Here is a 17,051-nt window from a genome sequence, read left to right as displayed (position 1 = left end):
ACTTACGCCGCGGCAGACCCCGCAGCTTCAGCCTCATGCGAGCGGATGCCGATCATGTGGCAGACGGCGAAGACGAGATCGGCCCGGTTCATCGTGTAGAAATGGAAATCGCCAACGCCGCGCTCGACAAGGTCCAGCACCTGCTCGGCCGCCACCGCGGACGCCACCAGCGCATGCGTCTGCGGGTCCGTCTGCAGCCCGTCGAAGCGCTCGGCCATCCACGCCGGCACCAGCGCACCGCAGCGCGCCGAGAAATTGGCGACCTGGGTAAAATTGTGGACCGGCAATATGCCCGGCACGATCGGGATGTAGATGCCGGCCCGCCGTGCCCGCTCGACATAGCGCTCGTAGAGATCATTGTCGAAGAAGAACTGGGTGATCGCCCGTGTCGCGCCATTGTCGACCTTGCGCTTCAGCATGTCGATATCGGTGGCGAAATCCGGGCTCTCCGGATGCTTTTCCGGATAGGCGGAGACCGAGATGTCGAAATCGCCGGCACCTTTCAGCGCTCCCACCAGTTCGGCGCCGTTGGCATAGCCGTCCGGATGCGGACGGTAGGCGGCGCCGACGCCCTCGGCCGGATCGCCGCGCAAGGCGACGAAGCGGGTGACGCCCATGTCGGCGAACTCCTGAATGACCTCATCGACCTCGTGACGCGCCGCATCGACGCACGTCATGTGCGCCGCCGGCGTCAGCGCCGTTTCGTTGAGGATACGCTTGACCGTGCGCGCGGTGCGCTCGCGGGTCGAGCCGCCGGCGCCATAGGTGACGGAGACGAATTTCGGCTTGAGCGGCTGCAGTCGGGTGACGGTGTCCCACAGCCTTGCTTCCATCTCGTCGCTCTTCGGCGGGAAGAACTCGAACGAAACTCTGACCTTGTCACCAATGTCAGGGCGGCGGGAAAAGCGGAACTGGTTCATCAGGCGGTTTCCCCTATCGGATAGGCATTGGCCGGTTGTGCGTGGTTGGAAGGATCGGCGATCAGCATGCGCTGGTCACGGCCGAGCCACAGTTTTACGGTGAGCCTGGGCTCGTTGCCACCGCGCGGCTCGAATTCCTGGCTGTCCTCGAGGTCGAGCCCGGCCTCGGAAAACCACTCGGTGATCTGCCGGTCGGAAAAGCCGAGCCGCACATGCGCGTGGGCGTCGCGCAGGAATTCCAGCGAATGCGGAGCGAAATCGACGATCACCAGCCGGCCTGCCGGACGCAGCAGCCTTGCTGCCTCGCGGATGGCGCGGGCGGGATCGTCGAGATAGTGCAGCACCTGGTGGATGGTAACGAGATCGAAGGCGTCGCGCTCGACCGGTGGCGCAAAAATATCGCCCTGCCGCACCTGCGCATTCGAAATGCCGGCTTTGTCGAGATTGGCGCGCGCCACCGTCAGCATCGCGCGCGCCATGTCGATGCCGATGCCGCGCCGGTAGAGCGGCGAAAAGATTTCGAGCAGCCGCCCGGTGCCGGTGCCAAGATCGAGCATCGACTGGAACGGCCGCTTGCCGACGAGCTTGAGCAGCGCTGTCTCCACGGCGCGGTCCGGCACATGCAGCGAGCGGATATGGTCCCAGCTTGCGGCATTTACGGAGAAATATTCGGCCGCGCGATCCTGCCGCTTGCGCTTGACCGCTGCCAACCGCTCGAGGTCACGCTCGATCTGCGGATCGGCACCGCGGATGCCGGAGACCAGCTTGAGCACGAAATCCCGCGCCGCGTCCGAATCGGACAGCCGGAAGAAGGCCCATGAGCCCTCCTGATAGCGGCCGATCAGCCCCGCCTCCAGCAGCAGCTTCAGGTGGCGCGAGACGCGCGGCTGTGACTGGCCGAGGATTTCGGTGAGATCGGAAACGGTCAGGTCGCCGCGCGACAGCAACGCCAGGATGCGCAACCGGCTGGATTCGGCCGCCGCCTTCAATGTATCTACCATGGTGTCCAGAGCGACGTGCATGCGAGCATTCTCTTTGAAAAAGATATAAACATATGTTTATGTCGATTTTGATGGCCTTGCAAGCGGTATGTCGCTCCCGGACAAGAAAATGACGCATGCGTGGCGGATCGCGCAAAGCCGAAAGCATGATCGGGGGCGAAAACCATGTTCGAAACGCGCAGCGGCGAAAAGCTTCTGGAAACCGATCCGGCCGATATGCCGCCGGATGGCCATGTCGTCTTCATCGGCCGCATCGCCTCGCCCTGGACCGCGCGGGAAACTTGCCCCAAGAACATGAAAGTCGCGCGGGAAACCGGACAGCCGGCGGTTCTCACGGTGGACCAACGCTATCGTAACGGCCTGCTTGGGCTGGAGCGCGCCAGCCACGTCATCATCCTGTCCTGGCTGCACCACGCGCCGCGGACCCTGATTGTTCAGAAACCCCGCCATGCGGCTGAACCGAAGGGCGTTTTTTCGCTGCGCTCCCCTGCCCGGCCGAACCCGGTCGGGTTGCATATCGCCAGGCTCGTCGCCCTCGACATCGAAACGGGCCGTATCGATCTCGATGCCATCGACGTGCTCGACGGCACGCCGGTCATCGACATCAAGCCTTATTTCGCTTCGACCGATGCCTTTGCCGACGCGACCATTGCCGGACGGGACGAGCCCGGACAGGTCGGCCCAGGACGGGAGGGGCAATGAGCGCGCCGACCGGCCGCCGCCGCGCCATCGCCAAGGCGCTGACAGCGCTTTTGCCGCTGGCGCCCTATGCCGACATGGAAAAGATCCGCGCCGACGCCAGCGCGGTGCATATGAAGAGCTTGCCGCCGACGATCGCCGTGTGGCTGGCGACGATCGCTCATATCCGTCATGTACACACCGACTACGAGAAACTGCTGGCCGAAGGATACGACCGCGACTCGGCGCGTTTCTTCGTCATGGAACAGACCAACATCGTGCTGACCCGCTGGCGCGCCACGCGTCTGCTCGAGAATGACGATGAGGAATAACCAGTACCTCGATGGCTCATCCGGAAACCCCGGCCTGTGTCTTGCGCCACCCCCCGCAGCGCTCTATCGCGTCTGGACGGGATGACCTGACGGAGAACGTGATGAGCAAGTCGATCGATCCGCAAGCCAAACCACTGCCCGCGCTCTCCGCCCGTCACATAGACCCGCACTCCTATCCGGACGGGGTTGCCTTCCTGGACGGGCAATATCTGCCGATGTCGCAAGCCAAGATCTCGGTGCTGGATTGGGGCTTCCTGCATTCCGACGCCACCTACGACACGGTGCATGTCTGGGATGGTCGCTTCTTCCGCCTCGACCTGCACCTCGATCGCTTCTTCGGCGGGTTGGACAAGCTGCGCATGACGATCCCGTTCGACCGCGAAGGCGTGGCCGAAATCCTCCACAATTGCGTAGCGCTGTCGGGTCATCGCGCCGCTTATGTCGAGATGCTGTGCACGCGCGGCGCCTCGCCGACCTTCAGCCGCGACCCGCGCGATGCGATCAACCGCTTCATGGCGTTCGCCGTTCCCTTCGGTTCGGTCGCCAATGCCGAGCAATTGCAGCGCGGGCTCCATGTTGCGATCAGCGACAAGGTGCGCATTCCACCCGCTTCGATCGACCCGGCGATCAAGAACTATCATTGGCTCGACCTGGTGCGAGGCCTCTACGAAGCCTATGACCGCGGCGCCGAGACCGCGCTGCTCCTCGATTTCAACGGCAATGTCGCGGAAGGCCCCGGCTTCAACGTCTTTTGCGTGGATGACGGTAAACTGTCGACGCCGGCTGTCGGCGTGCTGCCAGGCATCACCCGCCGCACCGTCTTCGATCTCTGCGCGGAGGCAGGGCTCGTCGTTACAGCGGCCGATGTCAGCGTCGCTGCGCTGCGTCAGTCCGATGAGGTCTTCATCACCTCGACCGCCGGCGGCATCATGCCGGTAACGATGATCGACGGTATTCCGGTCGCGGACGGCAAGGTCGGCGCGATTACCAGGCGCCTCATGGCGATCTATTGGCAGAAGCACGAGGACCCGGCCTGGTGCAGCCCGGTGCGCTATCCCTGACCCATCCCGGCCTCAGGCCCGGTAAATCCACTGCTCGGGCACACGCACCGAAATCTCCTCGCCGGTCGTGATGCGGCCTGGTTTTTCGACCCAGGCAACGAGCCCGCGCAACCGCTTTGCCGTCTTCGGGAATAGCAATGCGCCGGCCTCATGGTCGGCCATTCCGGCATTTTCGGCGACCGATCGCCCGGCGATGCGGCAAGGTCCGTTCTGCGCGTCGACCTTGATGGTGACGCCGCCTTTGAAGAACAGCAGCGTGCCGGACGGCAGCATCGAGAGATGCGGCAGGCCTTCGATCAAGAGATTGGCGCCGATCCACTCCGGCTTGATCTCGGCGATGCCCATCCGCTGGGCGACGATCGCCAACTCATCCGCCGCCACGATCGACAGCTGCCGCTCGTTGCGCATCTCGGTGCCGCGTGGATACCAGGGCTCGCGCCCGCCGGAGCGCCGCGTCGCGCCAGCGTGGAAATCGCCGTCGATGCCGTCGAAGCCGAGCCGCAATTCATCCACCGCGCGTGTCTCGAAATGATCTGATGGCGCGACGTAAAGCACGGCCACCTGCGCAGCAAGTTTCCGCGCCGGGATGATTTCGACCGGGTTTTCGACCTCGGGGAAGAGATCCAGCATGGGCTTCATTCCTTGGATGACGCGACGCAATTAGCCGGAGCGAGCTCATCAGGTCCAGTCGAAAGCGCTGATGCTCCAATCAACGAGACTGATGTGATTATACCGGCGCCTTCGAAGCCGTGTGGTCGAAAGACTCGGCATTGTGTCGGAATCTCCGACGACCACGCGTCCTAGAGATATAACCATCTCGGAGAATGACGATGCGACGCACACTCGACAAATCCTTAGAAGTGACGATTCAGAAGAGTCCTGCCAAGGGCGGTTGGACCTACGTGGTTTGGCCCGACTCCGCAGATTTCTTTGGGACCAGAGGCTTGGTAAAGGTTCGGGCGACTGCTGACGGCGTACCCTTCCAAAGCTCTTTCATGGCTCTTGGCGACGGCAGACACAAGTTACCTCTCAAGGCCGACCTGCTCAAAGCGATCGGGAAGCAATCGGGTGACAGCATCACGATCACTCTCGTTGAGCGGCTAAACTAATGCTGGGCCGTTCGCGCCAAAATAGATCAGAGCATGCGCAATAGCGCCCCGCCAATCGAATAGCCGGCGCCGAAGGCGCAGAGCAGGCCATAGTCGCCGGCCTTCATGTCGGCGTGGTTCTCCGCCAGGGCGACGATCGCGCCGGCGCCCGCGGTATTGCCGAGGCGCTCCAGCACCATCGGCGCGCGGTCATGGCCGACCTCGTGGCCGAACGACAGCTTCAGGATCATGGCGTTCATCCGTGCATTGGCCTGGTGCAGCCAGAAGCGCCGGATCGCCTGTGGCGTCAGCCCGTGCTCGGCCAGGAATTCGACGATGAATTTGTGCCCGGCGACGGTGACTTCCTTGAACACCTTGTTGCCGACCTGCTTGATCAGATTGCCTTCCAGATTGATCATATAAGGATCGTCCTGGGCGGTGCGCGTGTGATAGCCGAGATTGGTGCGGATGTTGTTGGACATCTGCGTCCAGGTCCGCGTGTCGAGCACCTCGAAGCGTCCCGGCCGCTTGTCGCCCTGGGCAAGCCCCTCAACGACCATCGAGACCGAAGCATCGCCAAAGATGAAATGCGTCTGCCGGTCGCGGAAATTGAGATGGCCGGTGATGATCTCGGGCGTCGTTACCAGCACGCGCCTGTGTGCGCCGGCCCGCACCAGATTGACAGCAATGTGCAGCGCCGCCGCCGCCGACGAGCAACCAAGGCCCATGTCGAAACCGGCGCCCTTCGTGCCCATCGCCTGCTGCATCTCGATGGCGATCGCCGGATAGGGCCGCTGGTGATGCGATGCCGAGCAGATCACCAGGTCGATATCCCCAGGCTCCAGGCCGGCATGGTCGAGCGCTTTCCTGGCCGATGCGATGCCGAACTCGGCTTCCAGCGACAGCGCATCGTCGGGCCGCGCCGGAATGCGCGGCGCCATCCGGGTCGGGTCGAGAATGCCTTCGCGCTCGATCACATGACGGGTCTGCACGCCAGAAGCATGGACGATGAAGGCACTGTCCGATTTCTGCAGCAGCGTCTCGCCGGAAGCCTCGCGGCGGACATTCTCCATCTCGACCCAGGCATTGAAGCTGTCGACCAATTCTTCATTGGTGATCGAAGGCTCGGGGATTTCAACGCCGATGCCGCTGATGATGACGCGATGCATTTCCAGTTCGTCCCCATGCGCAGCGTTGCGGCTTGATGTGGGCGCCGCGAGAACTCGGCGCAATATCTTTTGCACCTAGCCAGTTTATGCCGGCTTAAATCAAGTGCCTGAGCTAAGCGGCGCGACGCGCGACGATGAACAGGCGCGGGAAACGCAGCAGCACCTTGCCGTTTGCCATCTTCGGATAGGCTTCGGTTATTCTGGCAGTGTAGCGCGTGAGAAAAAGCCGGCGCTCGGCCTCGTCGAGCGGATCGAGGAACGGCTTCAGCCCGGTCGACTTCAGCCATTCGACGATGGCTTCGGCACCGGCCAGGGGATGATTGTAGGCGGTGTGCCAGATGTCGAGCCGGTCGGAGAACGGCGACAAAAGATCGTAGTAGAACGACACCGGCGGCAACGCCTCGCGCGCAGCACCCTCGAGCTTTTCGGAAAACGGCACTTCGGCCGCCGTCTCCCGCATCAGCCAGTGCGACGGCTCGCTCATGTTGTCGGGCATCTGCACGGCAAGCGCGCCGCCCGGCGCCAAAAATCCCATCAGCCGCTGGAAGATCGCCGGATGCTCCGGCAGCCACTGGAACACCGCATTGGCAAAGATCACGTCGACCGGCTTTTCGGGCTGCCACGCCGCAGCATCGGCCAGTTCGAAGGCTACTTCAGGCAGACGCGCCCTCGCCTTCTCGATCATGTCAGGCGAGGTATCAAAGCCGCTGACCTGCGCGCTCGGCCAGCGTTCGACCAGCAATTCCGTCGAATTGCCCGGCCCGCAGCCGATGTCGACCACCCGACGCGGTGCCTCCACCGACACCTGCGCGACGAGATCGCGCGCCGGCCGCGTGCGCTCGTCCTCGAATTTGAGATATTGGGCGGCGGACCAGTCGGGTTTTGCTTTTGCTGCAGTGCTGTTCATCGATAGACCTCGCGACGGTTGCCGACCTCCACAACCAGCACGACAAGCCGGCTATCCTCGAATTGGGCAATGATTCTGTAGTCGCCGACGCGAAAACGCCAAGCCTCTTGCTTGGTCGCGGTCAGGCGCTTGGCAAGTGCTCTTGGATTGGGGTGCTCCGAAACTCTTTGATGCAGGAATTCGAGGGTCTTTCGTTGAAAGCCGTTCGATATCCTTTTCGGCTCCCGGCGTGAACTCGACACGCCAATTCATTCAGCGGCAGGTTTCTTGCGCCGTTCCTCGACTTCGCGAAGTTCAAGCTTCCGGATCAGTTCCTCCAACGGAATGCGCGTGCCGTCGTCATCGCTCAGGCGTTCCTCCGCAATCCTGGCATCCTGCCAATCCTCAATGGTCTCGAGGATCGCTTCAACTGCGACCTGATCGATCGTACGGCCGCTGGCCTTGGCCATATCGGCCAGCAGCTTCTCGGCTTTTTGCGGCAATTTGACCGTGATCATGGGCAGCTCCATCCGATCAATTTAGGTCAAACGACGGTGGCTTGCAACGAAACGAGACCCTACCTTGTCAGCCGCTTGTACGTCATGCGGTGCGGATTGACGGCATCCGGGCCGAGCCGGCGGATCTTATCCTGCTCGTAATCCTCGAAATTGCCCTCGAACCATTCGACATGGCTGTCGCCTTCGAATGCCAGGATGTGCGTCGCCAGACGGTCGAGGAACATGCGATCGTGCGAGATGATGACGGCGCAGCCGGCGAAGTTTTCCAGCGCGTCTTCGAGTGCGGCCAGCGTTTCCGTATCGAGATCGTTGGTCGGTTCGTCGAGCAGCAGCACGTTGCCGCCGGTCTTCAGCATCTTGGCCAGATGCACGCGGTTGCGCTGGCCGCCGGACAGATTGCCGACCTTCTGCTGCTGATCGCCGCCACGAAAATTGAACGACGCGCAATAGGCGCGGGTGTTGGCCTCGAACTTGCCGAGCTTGACCACTTCGGCGCCGCCCGAGATTTCTTCCCAGACGGTCTTGGTCGGGTCGAGTGCGTCGCGGCTCTGGTCGACATAGCCGAGCTTGACCGTCTCGCCGACGCGGATCGTGCCGGCATCCGGCTTTTCCTGGCCGGTGATCATGCGGAACAAAGTGGTCTTGCCAGCGCCGTTCGGGCCGATGACGCCGACGATGCCGCCGGGCGGCAGCTTGAATTCGAGATCGTCGATCAACAGCGTATCGCCAAAGCCCTTCGACAGATCGTCGACCTCGATCACCACGTTGCCAAGCCGTTCGCCATGCGGAATGACGATCTGCGTGTCGCTCGGACGCCGCTTGTCGGCTGCATCCAGCAGATCCTGGAACGCCTGGATGCGCGCTTTCGATTTGGTCTGCCGGGCCTTGGGGCTGGATTGGATCCACTCGCGCTCGCGGCCGATCGCCCGCTGGCGTGCGTCGTCCTCGCGGCCCTCCTGCTTGAGCCGCTTGGCTTTGGCTTCGAGATATTTGGTGTAGTTGCCCTCATAGGGAATGCCGCGGCCGCGGTCGAGCTCGAGGATCCAGCCGGTGACGTTGTCGAGGAAGTAGCGATCGTGGGTGATGATCATCACCGCGCCCGGATAGGCGCGTAGATGCTTTTCCAGCCACGCCGTCGTCTCGGCGTCGAGATGGTTGGTCGGCTCGTCGAGCAGCAGAAGGTCGGGCTGGCGCAGCAGGAGCTGGCAAAGCGCGACGCGGCGGCGCTCGCCCCCCGACAGCTTGGTGACGTCGGATTCCTTGGGCGGGCAGCCGAGCGCTTCCATCGCCATCTCGACTTGCTGTTCGAGGTCCCACAGGTTCAGCCGGTCCATCTCGTCCTGGAGTTTGGCCGACTCGTCGGCCGTCTCGTCGGAATAGTTCATCATCAATTCGTTGTAGCGCTCGATGATCGCGGTCTTGGCGGCGACGCCTTCCATGACGTTCTCGAACACGGTCTTGCTCGCATCGAGTGCCGGCTCTTGCGCCAGGTAACCGACGGTGGCGCCTTCGGCCAGCCACGCCTCGCCGCTCCACTCCTTGTCGATGCCGGCCATGATCTTGAGGATGGTCGACTTGCCGGCGCCGTTCGGGCCGAGGATGCCGATCTTGGCGTCCGGGTAGAAGGAGAGATGGATATTCTCGAGCACCTTCTTGGTGCCATAGGCCTTATTGAGGCCGGCCATGTGATAAATGAACTGGCGTGCCACGCGCGCTTTCCCTGAAAAGTCGACTGGATGTCGGATTGAATGGAAGTTGGGCGCTATGTAGGCGATGCCGCGCCGAACGGCAAACTGTTTTGGCATTTCGGATCTGTCTTCGGGCCGAGACGGGCGCGACTGAGTCGTCGGCGAACCCGGTGTCCACAAGGCCGACAGTCTAACCGCGTGACCAGGTTAAGACAGGCATCGGCGCATAGGCTTCCGCCCGGCCCGGCGTGTCACTGGAACTCGATCGGATCGACGGTGCCTTTCGGACAGCCGGCATTGTTCGTTGGCACTGATGCCAGCAACAGCTCACTGAGCGAAGCGTTCGGACCGATCGGACCGGCCAGGCCGAGCGTCAGTTCGCCGATCAGCCGCCTGCCGCTCGAATGGTCGTTCAAACAGGAGACGCGAACCCGATCGCCCGCGCCGGGACCGAAGGCACTGTCGAAGGCGGCACGGATCTGGTCGGAGGTCAGATCCTGGCCAATTTTTTGCGTGAAAAGATCACGCACCGGTGAAGCATTCACCGCGCGCATCAGGTTCAGCGCATCGGAAAAATACTGCTGCTGGCTCTTGCCGTAACAGGTGCCATGTTTGATCCACTCATGCCTGTCGAGATCGGATGCGGTGCCTGGCATCACCTGATCGAGCTCCGACCGCGTGTTCGGCTCGAGCTCGACCGGCGGCAGGTCCTGCCAGTGCGCCGGATTGTCGTTCGCCTTGTCGGCCGCTGCCACCTGGCAATAGAAATTTCCGTTCGGCTGCGGCCACAGCCCATGCAAGGTGAAATGGGTCGCGTCAAAACCGGCCGCGCTCTGCGCCTTGCATTCGGTCTTGTCGGGCTTGGTTTCGCAAAAGGCCGGCTGCCAGCTCAGCGCGAGGACGTATTCGGGCTTTCCCGAAGCCGGCGCCGCGGACTTGTCCCCTTCGGTCGGCATCGGCGCGGCCGGCATTGTTGATGCGCTGCCGCCCGAAACATGGCCGCAATCGACCTTCACCCAACGGCGCTCCGGATCGGCCCCCGGCACGCGGATCAGATAATGCGTGGGGGCATCCTTGTTGCCGGCCAGCAGCTCGTAGCTCTGTCCCGCATCGGTCGCGATATTGCCGGCGTTCTTCCCGCTCTTGATGGCCTGCGTCGCTGGACAGGTGGCATCGGCCACGAAAGAGCCGCTCATCTTGACCTCGGCCCGCGCAGCACCCGTCAGCAACGCGGCGACAATCGCCAATCCGAAATCAAGACCTGTCCGCACGTGCATAAAAGTACCCCGGCCGAAAACTGCTGCGGCAACAGACTGCCGCCCTCTCTCGGTCTCAAATTCTCCATGTCAGAATTGCGATACCGCGCGTTGCTACGCAAGAACAGCGCTGCGAAAACACCGCCGATGGATTGACGCAAAACCGGCGTCGGCGCACACAAACGCCCCGTAGGCGCGAAAACGCGTTGGAGACGAAGCGACAATGTCATTCAGCCAACAGCGCGTGCTTCGATCGCCGACCGGTGCCGAGCTTAACCTTTATGTGAAACGCGCCGAGGGCCGCCCGCGCGCCGTTGTTCAGATCAATCACGGGCTGGCCGAGCACGCCGCACGCTATGTTCGTTTCGCTACCTTCCTGGGCGAGCGCGGTTACCATGTCTACGCCCATGACCATCGCGGCCATGGCGCCACCAAGGCGCCAGACGCTCCGCTTGGCACATTCGGCAAAGTGGAGGGCGGCGCCAAGGTCATCGCCGATGTCGCCGCCGTGCACGATTTGATCGCCAAGGAACATCCCGGCCTGCCCGTCATCGTCTTCGGCCATTCCATGGGCGGCCTCGTCGCCCTTAATTTCATGCTTCATCATTCGAACCGCCTGCACGCCGCCGCCATCTGGAACGCGAATTTTTCCGCTGGGCTCGCCGGTCGTGCCGCGCAAGCCATCCTTGCATGGGAAAAGTTCAGGCTCGGCTCCGACATGCCGTCGCGCATGCTGCCGAGACTGACCATCCAGGCTTGGGGCAAAGCCGTCCCCGGTCACCGGACGCCGTTCGACTGGCTGTCGCGCGACGCAGCCGAAGTCGACAAATACATCGCCGATCCGCTGTGCGGCTGGGATGCCTCCGTGTCGATGTGGCGCGACCTGTTCGGATTTGTCTTCGACGGTGCCGATGACACTAAATTTTCCGGCGCCCGCAAGACCCTTCCGATCTGCCTGGTCGGCGGCGAAAGGGACCCCGCCACCGATCGCGGCAAGGCGGTCGGGCACCTCGCTGGGCGCCTGCACAGAATGGGTTTTTCGAATCTCGTGTCAAAGGTTTACGCCGAGACCCGCCACGAAGGCCTGAACGAAGTGAATCGACATATAATCATGGATGATTTCGCCGCATGGGCCGACAGCGTGCTGAAACAAGCGTGATCGAGATAGGCATGATCGGGTTTGGCCCATTGCAAGAGCCGTGACAGCAGCACGCGGGATTGATAGTGCATGTTGCCCAAAAGTGCGCAGCGGTTTTGGGACAACGACATGCATAAAAAGAAAACTAGAGCCTGCGTTTCCGACCAATCACGGTGATCCATGATCGAGCCTCCGCTGAAAGGCATCCGCGTAATCGAACTCGCCCGCATCCTGGCCGGACCGTGGGCCGGGCAGCTGCTTGCCGATCTCGGCGCCGACGTCATCAAGGTCGAGAGCCCTGATGGCGGCGACGACACCCGCAAATGGGGTCCGCCCTTCGTCATGAGCCATGATGGCGAAAACCTTTCAGCCGCCTATTACCATTCCTGCAATCGCGGCAAGCGCTCCATCGCCATCGATTTCTCGACGCCGAAGGGCGCCGAGACAGTGCGCCGGCTGGCCGCGACATCTGATGTGCTGATCGAGAACTTCAAGCTCGGCGGGCTGAAGAAATACGGCCTCGACTATGACAGCGTCAGGGAAATAAACCCGCGGCTGATCTATTGCTCGATCACCGGCTTCGGCCAGGACGGGCCCTATGCGCCGCGCGCCGGCTATGACTTCATCATCCAGGGCATGGCCGGCATGATGTCGATCACCGGCGAGGCCGGCCGCGAGCCGCAAAAGGCCGGTGTCGCCGTCTCCGACATTTTCACCGGCCTCTATTCGGTGATTGCCATCCAGGCCGCACTTCGCCACGCCGAGAAGACCGGCGAAGGCCAACACATCGACATGGCGCTCTACGACACCCAGATCTCGGCGCTCGGCAACCAGAACCTCAACTATCTGGTCTCCGGCAAATCGCCGGTGCAGATGGGCAATGCGCATATGAACATCGCGCCCTACGAAGTGGTGCCGGTGAAGGACGGCCATATCATCCTGGCCATCGGCAATGATGGCCAGTTCGCTAAATTCTGCGCGGCCGTCGGATTGGACGAGCTGTCGTCGAACCCAGATTTCGCCACCAATCCCGCCCGGGTCGCCAACCGCGCGAAGCTGCGCGAGCATATAATCGAGGCGCTAAAGACCTTCGATCGCGATCCGCTGCTGGCTAAACTGGAGGCGGCAAGCGTGCCTGCCAGCCCTATCAACACGATCGGCGAGATGTTCGCCGACCCGCAGACTATCGCGCGCGCCATGCGGCTCGATCTCGACGACGGCCACGGCAATCTTTTGCCCTCGGTGCGCGCGCCGATGATCATGTCAGGCACGCCGCTGGTCTATGAGCGACCCGCGCCGCGTCTCGGCGAACACACCGAAGAAATCCTTGCCGAATTGGAGAGGTCAGGAAAATGAAGACCGGCGGACAACTGATCGTCGATGCGCTCGAAGCCAACGGAACGGACCGTATCTATTGCGTGCCCGGCGAATCCTACCTTGCGGTGCTCGACGCGCTGCACGATTCGCCGATCCGCACCATCGTCTGCCGTCAGGAGGGCGGTGCTGCGATGATGGCCGACTGCCATGGTCGCCTGACCGGCAAACCCGGCATCTGCTTCGTCACCCGCGGCCCCGGCGCCACCAACGCCTCGGCCGGCATCCACATCGCCATGCAGGATTCGGTTCCCGTCATCCTGTTCATCGGCCAGGTCGCCAGCCACGCCAAGCAGCGCGAGGCCTTCCAGGAGGTCGACTACGTCAGGTTCTTCGGCGATATCGCCAAATGGGTGGTCGAGATCGACGAAGCCTCGCGCATCCCCGAATTCGTCACCCGCGCCTTCGCGGTGGCGACGTCCGGCCGTCCCGGCCCGGTTGTCATCTCGCTGCCGGAAGACATGCTGACCAGCCTGGCCGAAGCGCCTGCTGCCCTGCCCTACACACCGGTCGAAACACGCCCGGGCGAGGCCGAGCTCGATGTGCTGGAAAAGCTGCTCGGCAAGGCAAAGCGACCCTTCGTCATCCTCGGCGGCACGCGCTGGGATGCGGAGGCCGTCGAGCGAATGCGGATGATCGCGGAAGCCTGGTCGCTGCCGGTCGGCTGTTCCTTCCGCCGACAGATGCTGTTCGATCATCTCCACCCGAACTATGCGGGCGATGTCGGCATTGGCATCAACCCGAAGCTGGCCACCGCGATCAAGCAGGCCGACCTCGTGCTGCTGATCGGCGGCCGCATGGGCGAGATGCCGTCCTCCGACTACACGCTGCTCAAGAGCCCCTACCCCGACCAGACGCTGGTCCATGTCCACGCCGATGCCGGCGAGCTCGGCCGTGTCTACCGGCCGACGCTGGCGATCAACGCCTCGCCGTCCGCCTTCGTCGAAGCCTTCGCCGGGCGCAAGCCGGCCGCCACGCCGGTCTGGGCGGATGAAACACCGAAGCTGCACGCGGCCTATCTCGACTGGTCAACGCCGCCCGAAAGTGGTCCCGGCTCCGTCCAGATGGGGCCGATCATGAACTATCTCGAAAAAATGCTGCCCGACGATGCGATCCTCACCAACGGCGCCGGCAACTACGCCACCTGGGTGCACCGCTTCCACCGTTCCCGGCGCTTTGCCACGCAGGCGGCACCCACCTCCGGCTCGATGGGCTACGGCACGCCGGCAGCGGTCGCCGCCAAGGAATTGTTCCCCGAGCGCGACGTGATTGCCTTCGCCGGCGACGGCTGTTTCCTGATGAACGGGCAGGAGTTCGCCACCGCCGTGCAATACGATCTGCCGATCATCGTCGTCGTCGTCAACAACGGCATCTACGGCACCATCCGCATGCATCAGGAGCGCGAGTATCCGGGCCGTGTCGTCGCCACAGATCTGCGAAATCCCGATTTTGCGGCTCTCGCCCGCGCCTATGGCGGCCATGGAGAAACGGTCGAGAAGACCGCCGACTTCGCGCCGGCCTTCGAACGCGCGCGTGCCAGCGGCAAGCCGTCGATCGTCGAGATCAGACTCGACCCCGAGGCCATCACACCGACCCGCACGATGACCCAGATCAGAGACAGATCGTGATCCGATAGGAAGGGCGCCCCTTCCGTCGGCAGAGGGCTTGGCTACATCGTCGCCGCCTTCTCGATCTGTCCGCGGATCTCGCCGTCCTTGTGGGCCGCCGTATGGATGTTGATGTAGTATTTGCCGGCCATCAGGTCGGCGGCCTGCGCGTCGGTCAGACTCGCCGCCCCCTTGAACGGGCTTTTCGGAGCGCCCTTGAACGGGACGACGACGCCGGCATTTTCACCCTTTGCTGCTGGGCCGTGAATATGTCCGGCCGTCGCCGGTCCGCTGAGACCTGAATATGTCACGTTCCAGGTGAGCTGTTTCGTGGCGGTGTCGAAGACGAGAGCAGCGGTACCCTTGCCCTCCGTGGTGATGGGCGGATTCTGCTGAGCGCCATCGAGCGTCGCCTTCATCTTCATCATGTCGGCCAAGGCCGGTGAAGCGCACAGGATGGAGGCCGAAACGGCCAGCGCCGGAAGCATCGGCGAGAAGGATTGCATGTGCATGGAAATCTCCGTTGTGGCGATGACATCCGCTGAAGCTGGATGCACTGGAACAACGGTTGTGGCGAGCGGATGTTTCCACCGGTAACGGCTATTTTACGTCCCAGCAAAAGGGGCGGTCGCCCGCCCCTTCCGAATTGCAGGCCGCAGAGGCCCGGTTGATCGTCTCTACCTGATGGCGCTACTTGATCGCCTTGTCGGTGATGGCGGTCGTATAGGCGCCGGTCGGCTCCTTGGTGATGATCTTCTGGTCGAGCAGCGCCTTGGCGGTGCGCGCGTAGGTCGCCGGGTCGAGCTTGCCGTCGGCATTGTCGATCAGCTTGGCGACTTCGCCCATCATGCGCTTCTGGTGGTTCTCGTCCTGGCCGCCATTGTCCATGACGATGCCGGCCGCCTCGTCGGGATTGGCGACGGCATACTTCCAGCCCTTCATCGAGGCACGCACGAAACGCACCATCTTGTCCTCGAAGGCCGGATCCTTGAGCTTGTCCTCCAAGGCATAGAGCCCGTCCTCAAGCAGGTCGTTGCCCATGGCCGAATAGTTGAACACGATCAGCTCTTCCGGCTTGTAGCCGGCATCGATGAGCTGCCAGTATTCGTTGTAGGTCATGACCGAAATGCAATCCGCCTGCTTCTGGATCAGCGGCTGCACGTCGAAACTCTGCTTCAGCACGGTGACGCCGTCCGGGCCGCCGTCGGTCTTCAGGCCGAGCTTGTTCATCCAGGCGTAGAACGGATATTCGTTACCGAAGAACCAGACGCCGAGCGTGTGGCCCTTGAAGTCGGCTTCGGTCTTGACCGGGCCGTCCTTCGGGCAGACCAGCTGCATGCCGGCCTTCTTGAACGGCTGGGCGATATTGACCAGCGGCACGCCCTTTTCGCGCGCGGCGAGCGCGCCGCCCATCCAGTCGACAATGACGTCGGCGCCGCCACCGGCGATCACCTGCTCGGGCGCGATGTCGGGGCCGCCCGGCTTGATCTCGACGTCGAGGCCCTCGGCCTCATAGAAGCCCTTGTCCTTGGCAACGTAGTAGCCGGCAAACTGGGCCTGCGTGACCCATTTCAGCTGCAGCGTCACCTTGTCTGCGGCCATCGCCTGGAACGCGGCAAGCGACATCGCGCCGGCCAGCATCGAAATAACAAGTCTTTTCATGTTTTTACCCTCTGGAGTTAAGTGTTTACCCTTTAGGACCAGGAGCTATCGATATGCCCCCGGTTCCAAACCCGCCACCGCCCTATCCACCACGGACGGAGGGATGCCAAAACGTGACTGCTCTCTCGAAAAGAGCGACCACGCCATAAAAGACCGAACCCGCAAGTGCTGCAACTGCGATTTCGGCCCAGACCATATCGATGTTCATCCGCCCGACTTCGGTCGAAATCCGGAATCCCATGCCGACGACCGGCGTGCCGAAGAACTCCGCGACGATGGCGCCGATCAGCGCGAGCGTCGAATTGATCTTCAGCGCGTTGAAGATGAAGGGTGCTGCTGCCGGCAACCGCAGCTTGAACAGCGTCTGCCAGTAGCTCGACGCATAGGTACGCATCAGGTCGCGCTCCATATGGCCGGAAGCGGCAAGCCCGGCGACCGTGTTCACCAGCATCGGGAAGAAGGTCATGATGATGACGACGGCGGCCTTCGACTGCCAGTCGAAGCCGAACCACATGACCATGATCGGCGCCACGCCGATGATCGGCAGCGCCGAGACCATGTTGCCGATCGGCAAAAGCCCGCGGCGCAGGAACGGCACGCGGTCGGCCGCAATGGCGGCGAGGAAGCCGGCACCGCTGCCGACGACGTAGCCGAAGATCACCGCCTTGAAGAT

General features: G+C 62.7%; 19 protein-coding genes. 7 read left to right on the top strand and 12 right to left on the bottom strand.

All coding sequences use genetic code 11. From position 1 onward, the window contains the following. Nucleotides 1-2: 2 nt before the first annotated feature. Entirely contained in the window at nt 3-920 is a 918-nt protein-coding gene (gene metF, locus NKH12_RS23550) for a methylenetetrahydrofolate reductase [NAD(P)H] (protein WP_352955343.1), read from the bottom strand. Beyond that, on the bottom strand, nt 920-1,942 hold the full coding sequence (locus NKH12_RS23545) for an ArsR/SmtB family transcription factor (RefSeq protein ID WP_352955342.1): 1,023 nt from the start codon (nt 1,940-1,942) through the stop codon (nt 920-922). The genes metF and NKH12_RS23545 overlap by 1 nt, the downstream gene beginning before the upstream one ends. 144 nt (nt 1,943-2,086) lie before the next feature. Here NKH12_RS23545 and tsaA point away from each other — a divergent pair, with 144 nt between their 5' ends. The 3 genes from tsaA (at nt 2,087) to NKH12_RS23530 (ending at nt 3,992) form a co-directional block, all read left to right on the top strand. Continuing rightward, complete coding sequence (gene tsaA, locus NKH12_RS23540) at nt 2,087-2,623, top strand: tRNA (N6-threonylcarbamoyladenosine(37)-N6)-methyltransferase TrmO (protein WP_352955341.1); 537 nt, start codon at nt 2,087-2,089, stop codon at nt 2,621-2,623. Then, nucleotides 2,620-2,931, top strand: coding sequence for a DUF2293 domain-containing protein (locus NKH12_RS23535; protein WP_352955340.1), 312 nt, complete (start codon nt 2,620-2,622; stop codon nt 2,929-2,931). The genes tsaA and NKH12_RS23535 overlap by 4 nt, the downstream gene beginning before the upstream one ends. Nucleotides 2,932-3,032: 101 nt before the next feature. Further along, nucleotides 3,033-3,992, top strand: coding sequence for a D-amino acid aminotransferase (locus tag NKH12_RS23530; protein ID WP_352955339.1), 960 nt, complete (start codon nt 3,033-3,035; stop codon nt 3,990-3,992). 12 nt (nt 3,993-4,004) lie between these two features. Here NKH12_RS23530 and NKH12_RS23525 read toward each other — a convergent pair whose 3' ends face one another. Beyond that, nucleotides 4,005-4,622 (bottom strand): MOSC domain-containing protein, encoded by a 618-nt coding sequence (locus tag NKH12_RS23525; protein WP_352955338.1) that lies wholly within the window; start codon nt 4,620-4,622, stop codon nt 4,005-4,007. Between the two features lie 200 nt (nt 4,623-4,822). On the opposite strand from NKH12_RS23525, the gene NKH12_RS23520 reads away from it, so the two are divergent. Continuing rightward, nucleotides 4,823-5,101 (top strand): DUF1905 domain-containing protein, encoded by a 279-nt coding sequence (locus tag NKH12_RS23520; protein WP_352955337.1) that lies wholly within the window; start codon nt 4,823-4,825, stop codon nt 5,099-5,101. A gap of 26 nt (nt 5,102-5,127) precedes the next feature. On the opposite strand, the gene NKH12_RS23515 is transcribed toward NKH12_RS23520, so the two are convergent. The 6 genes from NKH12_RS23515 to NKH12_RS23490 all read right to left on the bottom strand — a co-directional run bounded on the left by NKH12_RS23515 (nt 5,128) and on the right by NKH12_RS23490 (nt 10,618). Further along, nucleotides 5,128-6,249 carry a beta-ketoacyl-ACP synthase III gene (locus NKH12_RS23515; RefSeq protein ID WP_352955336.1) on the bottom strand — a complete coding sequence of 374 codons (1,122 nt, stop codon included), beginning with the start codon at nt 6,247-6,249 and terminating at the stop codon, nt 5,128-5,130. A gap of 112 nt (nt 6,250-6,361) precedes the next feature. Beyond that, nucleotides 6,362-7,156, bottom strand: coding sequence for a trans-aconitate 2-methyltransferase (gene tam / locus NKH12_RS23510; protein WP_352955335.1), 795 nt, complete (start codon nt 7,154-7,156; stop codon nt 6,362-6,364). After that, nucleotides 7,153-7,398, bottom strand: a complete 246-nt coding sequence (locus NKH12_RS23505) for a type II toxin-antitoxin system RelE family toxin (RefSeq protein WP_352955334.1) — start codon at nt 7,396-7,398, stop codon at nt 7,153-7,155. The genes tam and NKH12_RS23505 overlap by 4 nt, the downstream gene beginning before the upstream one ends. A 6-nt stretch (nt 7,399-7,404) precedes the next feature. After that, nucleotides 7,405-7,653, bottom strand: a complete 249-nt coding sequence (locus NKH12_RS23500) for a DUF6290 family protein (RefSeq protein ID WP_352955333.1) — start codon at nt 7,651-7,653, stop codon at nt 7,405-7,407. A gap of 59 nt (nt 7,654-7,712) precedes the next feature. After that, nucleotides 7,713-9,362 (bottom strand): energy-dependent translational throttle protein EttA, encoded by a 1,650-nt coding sequence (gene ettA / locus NKH12_RS23495; protein ID WP_352955332.1) that lies wholly within the window; start codon nt 9,360-9,362, stop codon nt 7,713-7,715. A gap of 230 nt (nt 9,363-9,592) precedes the next feature. After that, nucleotides 9,593-10,618 carry a ribonuclease T2 family protein gene (locus NKH12_RS23490; protein ID WP_502910835.1) on the bottom strand — a complete coding sequence of 342 codons (1,026 nt, stop codon included), beginning with the start codon at nt 10,616-10,618 and terminating at the stop codon, nt 9,593-9,595. A gap of 202 nt (nt 10,619-10,820) precedes the next feature. Between NKH12_RS23490 and NKH12_RS23485 the strand changes: the two genes are divergently transcribed. The 3 genes from NKH12_RS23485 (at nt 10,821) to NKH12_RS23475 (ending at nt 14,737) form a co-directional block, all read left to right on the top strand. Beyond that, on the top strand, nt 10,821-11,756 hold the full coding sequence (locus NKH12_RS23485) for an alpha/beta fold hydrolase (RefSeq protein ID WP_352955331.1): 936 nt from the start codon (nt 10,821-10,823) through the stop codon (nt 11,754-11,756). Nucleotides 11,757-11,915: 159 nt separating this feature from the next. Further along, complete coding sequence (locus NKH12_RS23480) at nt 11,916-13,091, top strand: CaiB/BaiF CoA transferase family protein (protein ID WP_352955329.1); 1,176 nt, start codon at nt 11,916-11,918, stop codon at nt 13,089-13,091. Continuing rightward, nucleotides 13,088-14,737: a thiamine pyrophosphate-binding protein gene (locus NKH12_RS23475; protein WP_352955327.1), complete on the top strand. Its 1,650-nt coding sequence runs from the start codon at nt 13,088-13,090 to the stop codon at nt 14,735-14,737. The genes NKH12_RS23480 and NKH12_RS23475 overlap by 4 nt, the downstream gene beginning before the upstream one ends. 41 nt (nt 14,738-14,778) lie before the next feature. Here NKH12_RS23475 and NKH12_RS23470 read toward each other — a convergent pair whose 3' ends face one another. The 3 genes from NKH12_RS23470 to NKH12_RS23460 form a co-directional block, all read right to left on the bottom strand. Further along, nucleotides 14,779-15,228 carry a CHRD domain-containing protein gene (locus NKH12_RS23470; protein ID WP_352955326.1) on the bottom strand — a complete coding sequence of 150 codons (450 nt, stop codon included), beginning with the start codon at nt 15,226-15,228 and terminating at the stop codon, nt 14,779-14,781. Nucleotides 15,229-15,406: 178 nt separating this feature from the next. Beyond that, a complete protein-coding gene (locus NKH12_RS23465; protein ID WP_352955325.1) occupies nt 15,407-16,378 on the bottom strand; it encodes an ABC transporter substrate-binding protein in 972 nt (323 codons plus the stop codon). A gap of 82 nt (nt 16,379-16,460) precedes the next feature. Beyond that, nucleotides 16,461-17,051: ABC transporter permease (locus tag NKH12_RS23460; RefSeq protein WP_352955324.1), on the bottom strand; the 591-nt coding region annotated here is incomplete at its 5' end.

Origin of the sequence: Mesorhizobium sp. M1322 (assembly GCF_040318085.1) — a bacterium.
Lineage (GTDB): Bacteria > Pseudomonadota > Alphaproteobacteria > Rhizobiales > Rhizobiaceae > Mesorhizobium.
This window is presented reverse-complemented; position numbering and strand designations above follow the sequence as displayed.